The organism is Gorillibacterium sp. CAU 1737 (assembly GCF_039888655.1).
In the GTDB taxonomy this organism is placed as follows: Bacteria; Bacillota; Bacilli; order Paenibacillales; family NBRC-103111; genus Gorillibacterium.
Genome location: NZ_JBDQQO010000002.1, coordinates 44714 through 59960, shown reverse-complemented (window position 1 = coordinate 59960; position 15247 = coordinate 44714). Strand labels below are relative to the sequence as shown.

The following is a 15247-nucleotide window of genomic DNA, read 5'->3' as shown; positions in this document are numbered from 1 at the left end:
GAATTGAATAAAAATGAGGGAACCCCTTGGAAGCCATCCAGAAGTTTTTTAGCCACTCGGTTGTCAAGCGAATTGTGTTCGTCCTGCTCGCGTGCCTGCTCCTCTACGCGGTTCGGGATCTGCTCAACCTGCTGCTCCTACTCTTCGTCGTCAGCTATGTGATGGGAAGGCTTCAGCAGATTATCACCCGCAAGCTGAACCAGTATTTTCGAATCTCCGGCACCATGGTCACGGTCGTGCTCTATGTGCTCCTGGTGGCCGGTCTGCTCTCCGCCATCTTCAACTATGTGCCGCGGATTGTCAATCAGGTGAGCGACCTCATCAACAACATCAGCCGCTACTTGGAGACGGTGGAAAACAACCCGGATCTGCAGTTCGTCAATCAGGCGCTCCAGAAGATCAAGTACGAGGATTACCTCAAGGATGCGATGGGCTACATCAAGCTGCTCGGTAAGTGGCTGGAGATCATCCTGATGGTCATCATCCTCAGCTTCTTCTATCTGCTCCAGCAGCACAGCATTTCCACCTTCACCGAGAAATTCCGCACGAGCAAGATCGGCTGGCTTTTCCGGGAATTTGATCACTACGGCAGGCTGTTCGTCTCTTCCTTCGGGAAGGTCATCGAGGTTCAGCTCCTGATCGCTGTATTCAATACGGTCTTCACGATGATTGGGCTCATCTTGCTCGGCTATCCGTATCTGATTGCGCTCGGCGTGCTCATCTTCCTGCTCAGCCTGATTCCTGTCGCGGGGGTCATCATCTCGTTTCTTCCCATCGGGATTATCGGCTACCAAATTGGCGGCTTTATCACCGTTCTGTGGTCTGTCGCGATGGTCCTGGTCATTCACGCGTTGGAGACGTACTTCCTCAATCCGCGGTTGTACGCTCACAAGACCAAGCTTCCGATGTTCTACACGTTCATTGTGCTCATCATCTCCCAGCACTACATGGGGATCTGGGGGCTGATTATCGGAATCCCGATCTTCATGTTCCTGCTCGACCTTGTCAATGTCAATCAACCGATTGAGCCGGTGCCAGGTCTAGAGGAGCCGGATGAACCGAAGGATTCCATCGACTCTGCTTCCCTCTAAATGAAGAAGACTCCTGCCGTGACGAACCGGCAGGAGTCTTTTGGTATCGGGCTGCCTGATCTCGATGTTCGGGGGGCTATTGGATCGCCAGCGCCTTCGCCACAATCGAGATCAAGTGCTCCCGTTGTTCAGGCGAGGGATTCTCTGACAAGCGCCCCGCTGCCACGAAGGGAAGCCACTGCAGGATACCTGCGCGCCTATCTTCCTGATTGTCGCAAGCAAGCTCCAGGTAAAGCTCTGCCGCTTCTTGGGAGAGCTCATGATACAGAAGGTACGATCGGCACAGATCAGCAGCGGGCTCACCTGCTGTAGCATCCACCCAATCCAGCACAACCAGGCCTTGCTCAGTCTGGACAACGTTGAACACGTGGAAATCTCCGTGAAGCAGCTTTTGCGCGCCTCCAACCGGCATACGGCGAAGGAGCTCCTCCTTCTGGGAAGGAGAAAGGCCATTCGCCCAGCCGATCTTTTGGGTAAGCCGCTCCGTCAATAAAGGAAGCTCCGGCGCATCCGCCTCGTGTACACGGTTTTGCATGTCAACGGCTAATGTCAAAACGTCTCGTGCAGTAGAAGACTCCTGCAGCATCTGCTCGCCTAGCGTGGGGCCGGCAACATGCTCCATCCGAATGGCTTGCCGTTCATCGATCGTGATCAGATCCATGACCTCTGGTACGGGAATTTCCAAACGATAGGCGATTCGCTGCTTCTTCGCCTCTTGCTCGGCTTCTCCTTCTGCGGCCTCCGCATGAAACAGCTTGACCACGCTTCCCTGTTCCAGGTAAATCGTCGCCGTATTCCCCGTTCCAATCTGAGTTCTCTTCGGAACTACCTTTTCCAGAAGGACACTCCCGTTCTCATCGTGAAAGGGGTCTTGAAGCCGGACGGCATGAAAGCCCAGCTTGTTGATGTAGAAGTGAAGGTTGCGGCGAGAGTAGATCGGAGTTTCGGTGCACCATCTCCGGGCATTCGGGTAATGCTCCTCCACCCGCTTCCAAGCGATAGCCCCCAACCCGCGTCCATGGAGGTTTGGGTTAACAAACAGCAGTTCCAACTGGTGAACCTGTGTCTCCTCGTTCACCTTCAAGACAATCCCCCCGACGCACCCTCCATCTTCTCCGTTCAGCCATAGGCTGAAAGCCGTATGACCGGGATCCGTTTGCAGCCGACGCAGCAATTGCCCATCGTCGTAGCCGCGGGGGCCATCGTCCTTACCAAGGTAGAGCTGGGAGTCGGCATTGAAGGCATCCTTCAGAATGGTCGAAAGCTCCGGCAAATCTCCTTCTTCCATCGGTTTTAGCTCCAACCGGAACTCGGATATGTCATCCTTCCCTTTGGTCATCGGTACACCTCATTTTTCTCCTTGGACACGGTGAAGTCACAGCGGATGAAGCGCTTGCCATTTGGAAGCGGAAATTCTTCTCTGTACAAACATCGATATCCGATGCGCTCTAATTCAAGAATCAAGCAGTCCGGCTTAATCTCTTCATGCAAGGCAGAGATTCCTTCAAAGGCATCTTGATACGGTGAGAGCGAAACAAACTCCGTCTCCTCATTCTCTTGAACCACGGAAGAGAGGTAATCTGGCCGCAAACGGGATATCAGCCTGCAAAAGGCATCAAGCCCTAAGTATTCGATCACAAGGTTTGCGATCACAAGCTCAGCGTGAGGCAGCTCACAATCGGGCTCTGCCAGGTTCCGTTGCAGCAGCACCAATCGATCACCTAATGCGGAATAACGTTCTCGGCAAGCCTGCAAATACTCGCGGTTGATGTCAATCCCGTACACGACAGCAAGCGGCGATTGCGCGGCATGGTCAAGTCCATTCCCTCCCGCTACGCCCCAGATGGCACCGGAGTGGACCGGATATCGGCCAAGCTGGTCTTTCATGATCGCGTGAAGCGTTTGAAGCTGTTGCACCGAAGCCAGATTCATATGCTCTTCGTACAGGGTCAGGTCCACCTGCTCCCAAGCGTGTGACACGGTCATTCCTCCTTCTTCTCTTTCCTACTTCTTCCTTTATACGGGCCAGCGAAGCTCTCGCTTCACTTCTTCCAGAAGCACGCCAACTCCGCCCCGGATTTGATCCGGCCGTGCCCGCGCGATACTCAGCCGGATCAGCTTGTCTCTCTCGCGGGCCTCTTGGTGGTAAAAGGCTTTGCCCGAGGTGACGAGGACATTGCGCAGGGTAAGCTTCTTCATGAGGCGTTCCAGGTTGACGGTTTGCGGAAGCAGGAGAGGCAGATAGATGCCTGCTTGCATATCCGGGACATTCCAGGAACCCCCTTCCCCGCGCATTTCCTCCCGCAGAGCTTCAACCAGCAGCGTCATTCGACTCGCATACTGACTCATCATCGTGCGCTTGTGACGTTCATACATGCCGTTCTTGATGTAGATTTCCAAGGCCGCCTGCGACAACAGAGAGGCATCCGCTGACTTGCGCTGCAGGAACGTGTCCCGAAGCTTCTCTGGCAATACGGCTGCCCCCAGTCGAAGTCCGGGAAACACGATTTTAGAGAAGCTCTTCACATAAACAACATGCCCCGTGGAGTCATAGGAGTGGATCGGCTGGAAGCCGCCCGCCTCTCCCAGATCCGCTACGTAATCGTCCTCCACTACATAAACATCGTAGCGGCTTGCCAGAGCGGCGATGGCTCGACAGGTATCCCGGTGGAAGCTGGTGCCAAGTGGATTGTGGAAGCGCGACATCGTATAAAAGAATTTGACGACTCCGCTTTTAAAGTGCTGCTCCAATTCATCCAGATCGATGCCGTCTACCGTTCGTCGAATGGTCAAGACAGGAAGCCCCTCGGTCTCCAAGACTCGCAAGAAGAGGTCATAGGTGGGGCTTTCGACCAATATCGCTTCTCGCCCATTCGGAAAAGGCATTCGACTGAGCACTTCCAGGACGGGGTGAATGCCCGAGGTGACCACAAGCTGACTCGGCTTAGCAAACACCTGATCGTTCGCTAGATGGGAGACGAGCGTGTACCTCAGCTTGTCCAAGCCTTGGGTAGCGCCGTAGGTGAAGAGCTGATGCTTGTATGTATCGATGGCTTTGTTAAGGCAATGCTGAAAATCCAGGTAAGGAAACACCTCGGGATCGGGAGAGGCTGATGAGAAATCCACCTTCTCCTTCTCGGAATCCCTCTGTTCCGAATCAGGTACGCTTACCGCATAATGGCCGCTTTGGGGGACCGAGTAGATAAGGTGCCGTCTCTCCAGCTCGGCGTAGGCACGTAAGATTGTTGATACACTGCATTCATACGTCAGGGCAGCTTCTCTTACCGACGGAAGCTTTTTGGTTACCTGATAAGCCCCTTCCTTTAGCCGCCGCTCCAGATCACTCAAAATCACTTCGTATCTACGCATGGTCCTTTCCTTTCCCTGCTCGAAGCTTATCTGTACCGGTACAGTTGATGGATGTTTCGATTGTTCTCCTCGTGTCATTCGTTTACGATCAAATACGATCCATGACAGCCAGAGGAGGGTTCCCCATGAAGAAGGAAACGAAGCTCGCGTATACCAGCGCCTTGCTGAACGCGCTCATTATTGGATTTTCCTTTTTGTTTACCAAAATCGCCTTGAAGCAGGCGTCCCCGTTTGATACCCTGACGTATCGATTCGCGGTCTCGTTCCTTTTGTTATCCATTCCTGTTCTTATGGGGAAAATCAAGCTCGATTACCGCAACAAGCCGGTATTCCCCGCTCTCCTGCTTGCCTTGTTCTACCCGCTCGCTTTCTTTGGCTTCCAGGCCTTCGGCTTGCTCCGAACCACCTCGTCCGAGGCAGGGATTCTCAACGCCTTCGTTCCCATTCTTACAATGGGGTTAGCCGCAATCTTCCTGAAGGAACGCACCACCCTTTTGCAAAAAGGCTCCACGCTCTTGTCGGGAGCAGGCATCGTCTTCATCTTCCTGATGAAGGGAGGCGGAATCGCCAGCTCCAGTCTGGGCGGAATGGCTCTCCTGTTCGTCTCGTGCCTCGCCTTTGCGGGGTACAGCGTGCTCGCCCGTTCCCTCCTTAGAACCTACAGCTTGTGGGAAATCACCTACCTGCTGCTCGGAGTCGGCTTCCTGGCGTTCACCTCCATGTCCTTGATTCGCCATAGCGTTTCCGGAACATGGGGAGCGTTCGTCGCTCCGCTCGGAGACGGTCCTTTCCTGCTGTCGGTGCTCTACCTCGGTCTGCTCTCCTCGCTTGTGACGTCGCTCAGCGCCAATTACGCCTTGTCCAAGCTCAGCGCGACGACGGTGAGTGTCTTTTCCAACCTGGGGACGGTTGTCTCCATTGCGGCCGGCGCTCTGATTCTCGGAGAAAAGCTGAGCTGGTATCACCTCGTCGGATCTGCCCTGATCATCGCAGGGGTGTTGGGGACGCAGCTGCTTGGACCCAAAAGAGCGGATGCTTCGTGAGGCAGGTTCGATTATTTTATTGCCTATATCTTATCGATTCGGCATCGAGATCACAACCGTTTTTTCCATCCCCAAAATGCAAATGTAAAAGGAGGGATCATTTCATCCCTCCTTTAAGCATATCCTCATACCAATTTTATTCCGATTCTATGATTTAGAACAACTTGCTTACCGTTTCGTCGACCTTGGTCAGTACTTCCTTAAGCCCATCTTCCCCAACGGAAGGTACTCCACCGAAGAGAAGGTGATCCACCGGCTCGATGCCGACGAACTCGAAGATTCCCTTGTCGGAGGTCTTCTTGAGAGCGTCGGTCATGCCGATCTGATCGTAGATCTCCTTCTGTGTCCCGTGAGTGTTAATGATGAGCCCCTTCTTGCCGGAAAGCAGCTTGGCGATCCCCGTCTCCGAATAAGCATAGGCGTAACCGTAGGAGAAGACACGGTCGATGTAGCCTTTCAGGATGGCCGGGAGTCCGGTCCACCAGATCGGGTAGATGAAGGTGATCACATCCGCTTCGGTTACATACTTTTGCTCGGCAGCAATATCCTCAGGGGTTTGCCCGGCATGGAAGGTCGCCAGATCCTGATGGGTTAAAACCGGTTCGAAGCCCAAGGCATACAAGTCGCGAACGACGACATCATGGCCCTTTTTCTTCAGAGCGGCTACCGTGGTTTCCAGAATGGCATGGTTGAAGCTTTCGTTGTTCGGATGAGCGTACACGACGAGATGGTTCATTGATCAAAACCTCCATTTTTTTGTAATTAATAGATATCTATGCTTTTGGGCAAAAAAAGCTTAAAACCGTTCATAAATCCTCTGCAGCAAAACCTCCAACTCCTCCGCCTGCTGTAAGCTCAGCTCGCCATAGATCCTCTCTCTTAGCTTGCCCGAAATAGCCTGAAATATGGGCTCAAGAGCTTCTCCCTTCGGAGTCAGCGAAACGAGTGTGATTCGGCTGTCTTCCCTGCTCTTTGATCGAACCACATACCCAAGTTTCTCCAGCTTGTTGACGAGTACCGTTACCGTCGGCTGCGTACGATGAAGCAGCTCTGCCAGCTCCTTCACGGATAGCCTCTGCTGTTGATACAGGAAGACCAGAATATCCCCGTGCGCCGGAACGATATCAGCGACTCCGTTCTTGGCAAGCTCCGTCGAGATGAGCTTGTAGGCTTCTGTTCGAATTTTACTGAACATGGACAAAGCGTTGTAGTTTGGCATGGCTTCATTATACATAGACGTCTATATATTTGCAACACCATTCGAAAAGCCCCCTAAAATCCATCCGCGCGTCGCCGCAAACAACCAATTTGTGCTATGCTGGGTCTGCTGGAAAACGATCTCATAAGCAGCGAGGTCCTCGAATTCGAACCTCCAGAAGCGAAAGGAGCTTCTATGACTCAACCGATTCACATACTGGTCGCAGAGGATGACAGTGACATTAGCAAGCTGCTGTGCAGCATGATGAGAAAGAGCGGATATTTGCCGCAACCCGCCTTCTCTGGGACGGAAGCCCTCCTCTATTTGGAGCAGCGACAGTGGAGCATGGTGCTGCTCGATCTGATGCTACCGGGCATGACCGGAGAGGAGCTCCTCGAACGGATCAGCGAGCGAGGCGATACCCCGGTCATGATTATTTCCGCCAAGGGGGAGCCGGCAAGCAAGATCCTTGCCCTCCGCGGGGGAGCCGTGGACTACATCACGAAACCGTTTGATATTGAGGAATTATCCGCCCGGATCGATGCTCATCTGCGGCTATTCGCGCGATTAGCCCAGCCGGCCCCTCCTGCGATTCGGGAGCATAACGGGCTCGTGCTTAACCTGGACACCAAAACCGTCACGGCAGAGGGAAACGAGCTGCCCTTAACGGCAAGAGAGTTTGAGCTGCTTGCGCTTCTCCTGTCCGCGCCAAAGAAAGTGTTTTCCAAAGCCAATTTATACGAAAGCGCTTGGAACGAGCCCTATTACGGAGACGATAACACGATCAATGTTCATATGAGCAACCTGAGAGGCAAGCTAGCCAAAGCCGCTCCGGATCACGAATGGATCGAAACCGTCTGGGGAATGGGCTATCGGCTCAAGCCATAGGGCTTAGAGACTGCAACGAAATAAGTACCGCTAAATTGCTGACAAAACTCCCAAAACCGTGGAGCTTTTGTCACCAAAAGCGGATACTCATTTCCTTGCAGCTCCTTAAGAGATTTTTAAGAAATGCCTTAAGCTCCTCTTATGGTTTGCTTTCTACACTTGGTCTATCAACGGAAGGAGGCCAAGACGAAGATGAACGAGTATGTATTACGAACGAATCAAGTCACCAAAACCTTTAAAGCCCACACCGCCTTGGACAAGGTCAGCATGTCCATTCGCAAAGGAGCCATCTATGGCTTTATCGGTCAGAACGGAGCGGGGAAATCCACACTCATCCGGATGATAACCGGACTTGCCTTCCCCACAAAGGGATCGATCGAGTTGTTCGGGTCCAGCGAGGAACAGGCCTTGATCGAAGCCCGGAAGCGAATCGGTTCCATCATCGAAAGCCCCGCCTTGTTCCCGCACATGTCGGCGAGCGAGAATCTGGAGGCCAATCGGATTCTCCGGGGCATCCCGGGCAAGGAGTGCGTTCCACGAATGCTGGAGCAGGTCGGGCTTCAAGGAGTGGGGAATAAAAAGGCGAAGAACTTCTCGCTCGGCATGAAGCAGCGCCTCGGCTTGGCGATCGCCTTGCTGGGCAATCCGGAATTTTTGATATTGGACGAGCCAACCAACGGGCTTGACCCAATGGGTGTTGTGGAGATGCGGGAATTGCTCAAGCGATTAAATCGGGAGCTGGGGATTACGATCTTGATCTCCAGCCACATTCTGAGCGAGCTGCACCTGATGGCGACCCACTATGGCATCATTCACCAAGGCCAGCTGCTGGAGCAGTTGACCGCCAAGGAACTGGACGAGAAGTGTCAGCAGTACCTGCTCATCAAGGTAGACAATCCGGAAAAGGCCGCCGCTGTCATTCGCCGCGAATTTGCAACGTCCGACTTCGAAGTGATGCCAGATGGTTCCTTGAAGCTGTACAGCCAGACGGAGCAGCCCGGAGTGGTCTCTTCCGCTCTCTTCTCTGCGGGATTGACCATCGAGAAGTTCATACCCACCGGCGAAGACCTGGAGAGCTACTTCACCAAGCGGATCGGAGGGGCTGTCCATGCTTAATCTGATCCAAGTTGAATTCTTTAAGCTGCGCAAAAACCGTTCCTTCTGGGTGCTCTTGTTCACGCTGGCGGCGATCTCCCTGCTCTACCCCCTGATGTATTACTTTGATCGGCAAAGCAACGGAACTCCCCAATTCACGGGATTCGAGTTTTTGACGACTTTCCTTTCCAGCAATGCCTATGTCCTGAAATTCGGGGTGGCGGTTCTGGCCGGCTTCTTCATCTGCAATGAATACTCCACCGGCGTGATGAAGACCATCGCCTCGTCGGGCCATACCCGGGGCCGGTTGTTTCTGGCCAAGCTGCTCGTCTTCGCTGTCGGAGCGATGGCGCTTGCTCTCGTCTTTCCCATCGTCAGCACTATCGAAGTGTCCCTGCTGTCCGGCTTCGGGACTCTGCCAGAAGGGGTGTCCTCCCTCTTCCTCCCGCGGGCGTTCGGACTTACACTCCTCTACACGGCGGGTTATGCAGCCATTGGCGCATTGTTCACCGTCATCCTGACAGACAGCGGCAAGACGATCAGCTTTCTGGTGATCTTCTTCATCATGATCGACATGGCGCTGGCGGGAATCGGCTCCAAAGTGGAATTCGTGCAAACCCTTTACGATCATTCCATCTTCAAATTGGTGGCAGATATCGGCAAGCCGAGCATCGAGAGCGGTGATTGGCCCGCGCTCCTGCTGGTCCCCCTTCTGACGTTCATCGGATGCGGTTTGCTCGGCATTCTCGCCTTCCGCCGCAAAGAAATCAAATAATGCTGAGGAAAGGAGCAGGACGGACATGCTATACCTCACCCTTCTACTCGCTCTGACAGCCGCTGTCCTGCTCCTTCGCCACATCCTTCTTCGGCGGGAGCTGGTGCGTCTGACCAAGCAGCTGCGACTTTATAACGAACAGAAGACCCGCAAACCCATGACCCTCTCCCTCATGGATCGAAAGCTCGAAGCGCTCGCCGAACAGATCAACCGCCAAAGTGATCGGATCGTGGAAGCAGAGGCCCGGGAGCGGAGAAGCGAGAATGAGCTCCGGCAAGCAATCGCCAACATCTCGCACGACATTCGCACCCCGCTCACCTCCATCTCCGGGTACATCCAGCTGCTCGAGTCGGAGACCCTCACATCGGAGGAAAGGCTTGAATATCAGGGAATCGTCAAGAACCGTGCTAAGCGACTGCAAGCTTTAATTCACGATTTCTACGAGCTGTCGATGATCGAATCGCTGGACTACCCGCTCAAATCGGAACGGATCGAGATGACCGCTCTCTTCTCTGACATTGTCTTTGGCTTCTATGACTCCTTCAATGAGCGCAAGCTTACGCCGTCTATCCATTTGACGAAGGAGCCGCTTCCGATCTGGGCCGACGAATCCGCGGTGCGCAGGGTCGTTGAGAACCTGCTCGTCAATACCATTAAGCATGCCGTGAGTCGAGTGGTCATAAGACTCGAACAACAGCAGGAAGCCGCTGTTCTGACGATCCTTAACGATGCGAACCATCTCACCGATCAGGACGTTTCTCTCCTGTTTGATCGATTCTACACCGCAGACCGAACCCGATCCGCTGAAGGATCGGGCCTCGGTCTTTCGATCGCCAAAAGCCTGATGAACAAAATGAACGGCACGCTTACCGCCGAACGAATCGACAACACCCTCGTCATGACCTGCCGTTGGAGAGTAGCAGGAAGAGACGAGATTTAAGATTGACGAAGGCTAATAGAGATGACAACATGTGCTCAGATTGGAGAGTTGGATGAAAACCCTACATAAAAAAATTGGAATATGGAATGTCCTGATCGCTGGCTTGCTGATTGTCCTTTGGGCTTCGGTGTTTTGGTTCCAGGGGTTGTTCGGAGCTGTCTCGTGGGGACTGCTAAAGCTGGTACTGCCGTTCGTTGGCGTCGTATTGCTTCTATTTTTCCTGATTGTCCTCATCATCAAGCTTCGCAGAAAACACAGCATTCAGCGTTCCCTTCTATCGCTCTTGCTTAGCGCACTCATGGAATTCCCCCTTCTCTTAACCTTGAATGTCATTCCCTACGCCTATCCTGCAAAGCCAGATAGCCTCTCGCCTGCCGTCACCGTCAAGTGGCCGCTTAAGGAGAGGACCACGGTCGGTTGGGGCGGAGATACACCCACCGTCAATTTGCCCCACGTTACTTGGGCATCGGAGCGCTGGGCCTATGATCTGGTCATGGAACCCTATAACACCGGTGACCCCAAGCTGGAATCCTACGGCATATGGAATCGGGAGGTCCTCGCACCTGTATCAGGCACTGTGGTGGCCGCTTACGATGATGAGGACGACATTGCCCCCAACACCGAAGACTTTCAATCATCGGAAGGCAATCACGTCTACATCCGTATCGAGAAAACCGGAACCTACCTCCTCTTGAATCATTTGAAAAAAGGCAGCGTAACCGTCAACGTGGGCGACCAAGTGAACCCGGGCGACGTCCTGGGCCGGGTCGGCAACAGCGGGTCGACCTCCGAGCCTCATCTGCATATTCATCATCAACGGCAAGACCCGACCCAGACGATCTATCCCATCTTTGCGGAGGGGCTTCCTCTCTACTTTGAAGGGATTGATGCAGGACCTATGCCTGAAAAAGGCACCGTCGTTACTCCCAGTCGATAGGAGCGGGGGAACGATCAAGACTACCATGAAAGGGGTGGATGATCTTCTACTTTTTCTTTTTCTTTGATTCCATGTACCGGAATCCCATCGTGCAAAAGGCGTACCAGCTGGTGATGGGAGACAAGCTTCGCGCAGACGGATATTGCGATATCGGGATGTACCTTCACGCCCGGCCGAAGAAGGAAGAGCTCACAGCGGCACTTCGGCAGATACGCTCTCCTATCGCCGAGCTCTACAAGGCGTCCTATCCTCGCCTGAAGACCATAGAAGACGAATGGTCTGCTTTTGCTCAACACCATCTGGAAACCGCGCAGCCCCATGCCCTAACCATGGTCGAGGCGCAAGCGCTGATCAACTGGGTATTTCGAGCCTTCTCCAGTGTAAGTGAACGAAACCAGGCCTCTGCCGAGTTGGTTCAGAAGTTGGATGAACACTATCAGTTGAATGGAGCATTGAAGGTCTCCCAAGGGGTTCTTTTTGACAGCGCCAGAGTCGACCTGCATTTCGTCTCCTCCATCGATCAATTTAATCGAGCCATTAAGGACATCGAAGAGCCGGGCCATTCGATCTTTTACCGCGGACATGCCCTCGTCAACTACCGGCTGGCCCCTTCGATCAAACGGCGCCGTCAGTGGGAACAGCATGAACGGGAGATGTACAACGAATTGATGATTCAGTGCCCGCATGAATTTGAGCGGGACAAAAGCCACCTGGAGCGGCTCGTGCACATGCAGCATTACGGGCTGCCCACCCGGTTATTGGACATCAGCCGAAATCCGCTGGTTGCTCTCTATTTTGCGTGTGAGCAAGAAACAGAGCAGTATGGAGAGTTGGTTCTCTTTGATGTCGAGCGAACCCAAATCAAGTACCCCCAGAGCGATACCGTCTCGATTCTGGCCAGTCTGCCCCTCTTCTCCTACGAAGACCAGCAGCAGTTTTTGGCTCATGCCACCGAAGACGGAGTCAGTCAGCAAGCGTTCAATGCTCGTATCCAGCGGCTGCTCCATGAAGTAAAATCCGAGAAGCCCGCCTTCCGGGACGAGGTCGTTCGAGAGCATCTGATCCACTGCTACGTGGTCCTGTCTCCCAAGAACAACCATCGGATCGTGAAGCAGGACGGAGCGTTTATCATCTGCGGCTTGTCGCCTGATTCGGACGCTCTCCTCAACGAGAAGAGGTACAAGGACAAGTCCTCCAAGGCGCAAATTTGCATCATAACGGACAAAAAGAAGCTTTTGAAGCAGCTTGCCACCTTCTCCATCACCAAGGCGACCCTCTTTCCCGAGATCGATGATGTCGCGGACTTTATTAAAGGCTCTTATTAATCCATAAGAAAAGGCTCAAGGCGGCATGAACAGCCGCACTTGAGCCTTTTCACATTCTTCTATTGACGATATCACTGAGCATCATCTCTAGGACAAGAACCGCGCCTCGTATTCACAGCGCTCATCGCCATGGACGTTGCATTTGACTTCGCGGACGGTCACCTTCCGGTTCGACACCTTGTTGATGGCTCCCTCCAGGATGGCGCCTTCCAGGTCGCATACCATCTTTTCCTCCATGACCGGCAGCCCTTTGCAAAAGCAGTCCTCCACCGCAATCCGCAGCTTGTTCTCATCCTGGGAGACGATGCTGGGGATTCCGATCTGGAAGGATTCGAAGAATCCTAGGATGTCTTCGATCGAGGTCACCGGAAGCGACTCGCCGATCTTGCGGCCGATGGTGACCGTGGTCCCCTTGCCCTCCATCGGCAGCGCCTGGTGCATGCCAATGAGACGAATCATCCGGAACAGCTCCAGCGGGACTTGATTTCCCAGCTTATCTCGGGTAATGAGCTTCATATCGTCATAAGTAAATTTCTCTTTCATTCCGGCTTGCTCCCCCTTCTGTCCTGTAGAACCCGCTGCAAGACGATCGCATGGTTATGAACCGGATCGCGAGCGGCATACAGCAAGGTGACAGGCCCTTCCTTCATCATGCGGCCCAACTTGTCCAAGGCAGCTTGTTGCCGTTCAGCCGTCAGCTCTTCCCGATATCGCTCTGCAAAAGCATCAAAGCGCTCAGGCTGATGACCAAACCATTGCCGCAGCCCGGGAGACGGCGCAATATCCTTCAACCAGTCCGACAAGCATGCGTCTTTCTTGAGGATTCCGCGCGGCCAAAGGCGATCCACCAAGACCCGCACCCCATCTTGAGTGAACGGCGGTTCATAGATTCGCTTAATCTGCAGCATCGTTATCCGCGCAAGTCCTGAACGCGAACATTGGTGCTGAACAAGGAGGCATCACTGGTCACCTTGAAGGAGGGATAGGTTGGATCGGCCTCGATCCTCATCGTCTCATCAAACAGGGGACGCTGCTGACGATCCACCACAAACGGGAGTTGAGCTTCCGAAGCCTGAATATCGGTGGGAAGCGGCTCGCTCACAATCTGGATGACCAAGACTCCATTGCAGCCGCAGTCCTGCGTGTCATAAAAGAGCTTGAAGCAGCCAGGCGCTTCTCCCCGCTCCTCACGCAGCTTTTGTTCCGTGTATGCGTTCAGTTCAATCTTCAACGCTTGTCAGCCTCCTTTCGATCACACCATGCGCGGTTCCCTTGGACTTGGCGAAGGAACGCCATCCATTTGGTGCTCCTCCATCCAGGCCCGATAAGCTTCTTCGAGCCCCTCCTCGGTGAAGATCACCGAAGGGAACGAATGCTCCTTCATATAACGGACCGATATCTCATCAAAGCGTCGATCCCGCTCTTCGCCAACCTGCAGGTTCCAGACATCGGCCCCTTCAGAGGTGTGGCGGGTCAACTCCTCCCAGGTAAGCGGCTTCCGGGATACCAGCAGCCGCCTCACCCCGAAGGAGGGCAGCCCCTCGAACCAGCTGGAGGACTTCCGCTGACGAATGACCTCACCGACGACAATCATCGCGGGATGCTCGAAAGGGTCTTGTTCCAGCTGATCCGCTATCGTGGCGATCGTCCCGGTCCGGACTCGTTGTCTGCCCCAGGTAGCCCACTCAAGTATAGCGACGGGCATGTCGCACGGGACACCCTGCTCCTGCAACTTCGCACCGATTACCCGCAGGTTCTCTACCCCCATATAGAAGCAGAGGGTTCCCCCTTGAACAAGCGGAGCGAAGTCCTCTAACAGCTCATCTCTTTGCCGATGGGCCGTGGCGAGTGTTACCCTGCCGCTCTCTCCCCGTTGGGTTAACGAAAATCCGGCATAGGTGCTTGCAGCGGATGCAGCGGTGATTCCCGGTACGACCTCATAGTCGATTCCGTGCTGCTCCAGCTCGTGGATTTCCTCCGCCACTCGCCCAAAGATCGCTGGGTCGCCGCCTTTGAGCCGCACGACCTGCTTCCCCTCTTGGGCATATCGCACCAGCAGCCGGTTGATCTCGGCTTGCCTGAGCGTATGAGACTTCGGCAGCTTCCCGCAATAGATGAATTCTGCCTGAGGCGGTGTAAGGTGCAGCAAGAGCGGATGAACGAGCCGGTCGTACAGGACGACATCGGCGCGTTCAAGGAACCGCTTGCCCTTCAGCGTCATCAGCTCAGGATCGCCTGAGCCGGCTCCAACCAAGTAGACTTTTCCCATGGCTTATGCCCACACATAAACATCGTCTTGCTCGATTTCAACCTCGAACGTGGGAACCTGCCCTTCATCCGGCTCCTGAACCTTGCCGGTCAGAAGCGAGATTTTCCAGTCGTACAAGGGGCAGTAGACATATTCACCAGAGACGGTACCCTCCGCCAGCGGTCCTTGTCGGTAGGGGCTCACATTCTCCAGGGCCTTGATCCGGCCGTCGCTTAGGCGAAACACGGCGATCTTCTTATCATCGACTGTCATCGCAAACCCAATTCTCGGAGGAAGCTCCTCCACCTTGGCTACGTAAACCCTTCTCTTCACCATGC

Annotated in this window: 18 protein-coding genes; 8 read left to right on the top strand and 10 right to left on the bottom strand. The window is 54.0% G+C overall.

Annotated elements, in window-relative coordinates; all coding sequences use genetic code 11:
• Positions 1 to 26: 26 nt before the first annotated feature.
• Positions 27 to 1091, top strand: a complete 1065-nt coding sequence (locus tag AAFN83_RS04615) for an AI-2E family transporter (RefSeq protein ID WP_347767475.1) — start codon at positions 27 to 29, stop codon at positions 1089 to 1091.
• Positions 1092 to 1167: 76 nt separating this feature from the next.
• On the opposite strand, the gene AAFN83_RS04610 is transcribed toward AAFN83_RS04615, so the two are convergent.
• From AAFN83_RS04610 to AAFN83_RS04600, 3 genes are read right to left on the bottom strand one after another with little or no spacing between them, the layout of a single operon-like run.
• On the bottom strand, positions 1168 to 2430 hold the full coding sequence (locus tag AAFN83_RS04610; RefSeq protein WP_347767473.1) for a GNAT family N-acetyltransferase: 1263 nt from the start codon (positions 2428 to 2430) through the stop codon (positions 1168 to 1170).
• The gene (locus AAFN83_RS04605; RefSeq protein WP_347767471.1) at positions 2427 to 3071 is read right to left on the bottom strand and encodes a class I SAM-dependent methyltransferase; all 645 of its coding nucleotides are present in this window, start codon (positions 3069 to 3071) and stop codon (positions 2427 to 2429) included. The genes AAFN83_RS04610 and AAFN83_RS04605 overlap by 4 nt, the downstream gene beginning before the upstream one ends.
• Positions 3072 to 3107: 36 nt before the next feature.
• Positions 3108 to 4460 (bottom strand): aminotransferase-like domain-containing protein, encoded by a 1353-nt coding sequence (locus tag AAFN83_RS04600; protein WP_347767470.1) that lies wholly within the window; start codon positions 4458 to 4460, stop codon positions 3108 to 3110.
• A 125-nt stretch (positions 4461 to 4585) separates the two neighbouring features.
• On the opposite strand from AAFN83_RS04600, the gene AAFN83_RS04595 reads away from it, so the two are divergent.
• On the top strand, positions 4586 to 5503 hold the full coding sequence (locus AAFN83_RS04595) for a DMT family transporter (RefSeq protein ID WP_347767468.1): 918 nt from the start codon (positions 4586 to 4588) through the stop codon (positions 5501 to 5503).
• A 154-nt stretch (positions 5504 to 5657) separates the two neighbouring features.
• On the opposite strand, the gene AAFN83_RS04590 is transcribed toward AAFN83_RS04595, so the two are convergent.
• Together AAFN83_RS04590 and AAFN83_RS04585 are read right to left on the bottom strand one after the other, a co-directional pair.
• Positions 5658 to 6239 (bottom strand): NAD(P)H-dependent oxidoreductase, encoded by a 582-nt coding sequence (locus AAFN83_RS04590; RefSeq protein WP_347767466.1) that lies wholly within the window; start codon positions 6237 to 6239, stop codon positions 5658 to 5660.
• Positions 6240 to 6299: 60 nt separating this feature from the next.
• Positions 6300 to 6722 carry a MarR family winged helix-turn-helix transcriptional regulator gene (locus tag AAFN83_RS04585; RefSeq protein ID WP_347767464.1) on the bottom strand — a complete coding sequence of 141 codons (423 nt, stop codon included), beginning with the start codon at positions 6720 to 6722 and terminating at the stop codon, positions 6300 to 6302.
• 174 nt (positions 6723 to 6896) lie between these two features.
• Here AAFN83_RS04585 and AAFN83_RS04580 point away from each other — a divergent pair, with 174 nt between their 5' ends.
• The 6 genes from AAFN83_RS04580 (at position 6897) to AAFN83_RS04555 (ending at position 12661) form a co-directional block, all read left to right on the top strand.
• Positions 6897 to 7589 (top strand): response regulator transcription factor, encoded by a 693-nt coding sequence (locus AAFN83_RS04580; protein ID WP_347767463.1) that lies wholly within the window; start codon positions 6897 to 6899, stop codon positions 7587 to 7589.
• A gap of 192 nt (positions 7590 to 7781) precedes the next feature.
• The gene (locus tag AAFN83_RS04575; protein WP_347767461.1) at positions 7782 to 8705 is read left to right on the top strand and encodes an ABC transporter ATP-binding protein; all 924 of its coding nucleotides are present in this window, start codon (positions 7782 to 7784) and stop codon (positions 8703 to 8705) included.
• Positions 8698 to 9459, top strand: coding sequence for an ABC transporter permease (locus AAFN83_RS04570; protein ID WP_347767460.1), 762 nt, complete (start codon positions 8698 to 8700; stop codon positions 9457 to 9459). Before AAFN83_RS04575 ends, AAFN83_RS04570 begins: the two co-directional genes overlap by 8 nt.
• Before the next feature lie 25 nt (positions 9460 to 9484).
• Positions 9485 to 10399, top strand: coding sequence for a sensor histidine kinase (locus AAFN83_RS04565; RefSeq protein ID WP_347767458.1), 915 nt, complete (start codon positions 9485 to 9487; stop codon positions 10397 to 10399).
• Positions 10400 to 10451: 52 nt separating this feature from the next.
• Positions 10452 to 11336 (top strand): M23 family metallopeptidase, encoded by an 885-nt coding sequence (locus tag AAFN83_RS04560; protein ID WP_347767457.1) that lies wholly within the window; start codon positions 10452 to 10454, stop codon positions 11334 to 11336.
• A gap of 38 nt (positions 11337 to 11374) precedes the next feature.
• Complete coding sequence (locus tag AAFN83_RS04555; RefSeq protein WP_347767456.1) at positions 11375 to 12661, top strand: FRG domain-containing protein; 1287 nt, start codon at positions 11375 to 11377, stop codon at positions 12659 to 12661.
• An 87-nt stretch (positions 12662 to 12748) separates the two neighbouring features.
• Here AAFN83_RS04555 and AAFN83_RS04550 read toward each other — a convergent pair whose 3' ends face one another.
• The 5 genes from AAFN83_RS04550 to nirD are packed head-to-tail and all read right to left on the bottom strand — an operon-like array spanning position 12749 to position 15245.
• Positions 12749 to 13204, bottom strand: coding sequence for a V4R domain-containing protein (locus AAFN83_RS04550; protein WP_347767454.1), 456 nt, complete (start codon positions 13202 to 13204; stop codon positions 12749 to 12751).
• Positions 13201 to 13569, bottom strand: coding sequence for a DUF488 domain-containing protein (locus tag AAFN83_RS04545; protein WP_347767452.1), 369 nt, complete (start codon positions 13567 to 13569; stop codon positions 13201 to 13203). Before AAFN83_RS04545 ends, AAFN83_RS04550 begins: the two co-directional genes overlap by 4 nt.
• A gap of 2 nt (positions 13570 to 13571) precedes the next feature.
• Positions 13572 to 13892 (bottom strand): iron-sulfur cluster biosynthesis family protein, encoded by a 321-nt coding sequence (locus AAFN83_RS04540; protein WP_347767451.1) that lies wholly within the window; start codon positions 13890 to 13892, stop codon positions 13572 to 13574.
• A 21-nt stretch (positions 13893 to 13913) separates the two neighbouring features.
• Positions 13914 to 14930, bottom strand: a complete 1017-nt coding sequence (cobA, locus tag AAFN83_RS04535) for a uroporphyrinogen-III C-methyltransferase (protein WP_347767449.1) — start codon at positions 14928 to 14930, stop codon at positions 13914 to 13916.
• Between the two features lie 3 nt (positions 14931 to 14933).
• Positions 14934 to 15245, bottom strand: coding sequence for a nitrite reductase small subunit NirD (nirD, locus tag AAFN83_RS04530; RefSeq protein ID WP_347767448.1), 312 nt, complete (start codon positions 15243 to 15245; stop codon positions 14934 to 14936).
• Positions 15246 to 15247: the final 2 nt, after the last annotated feature.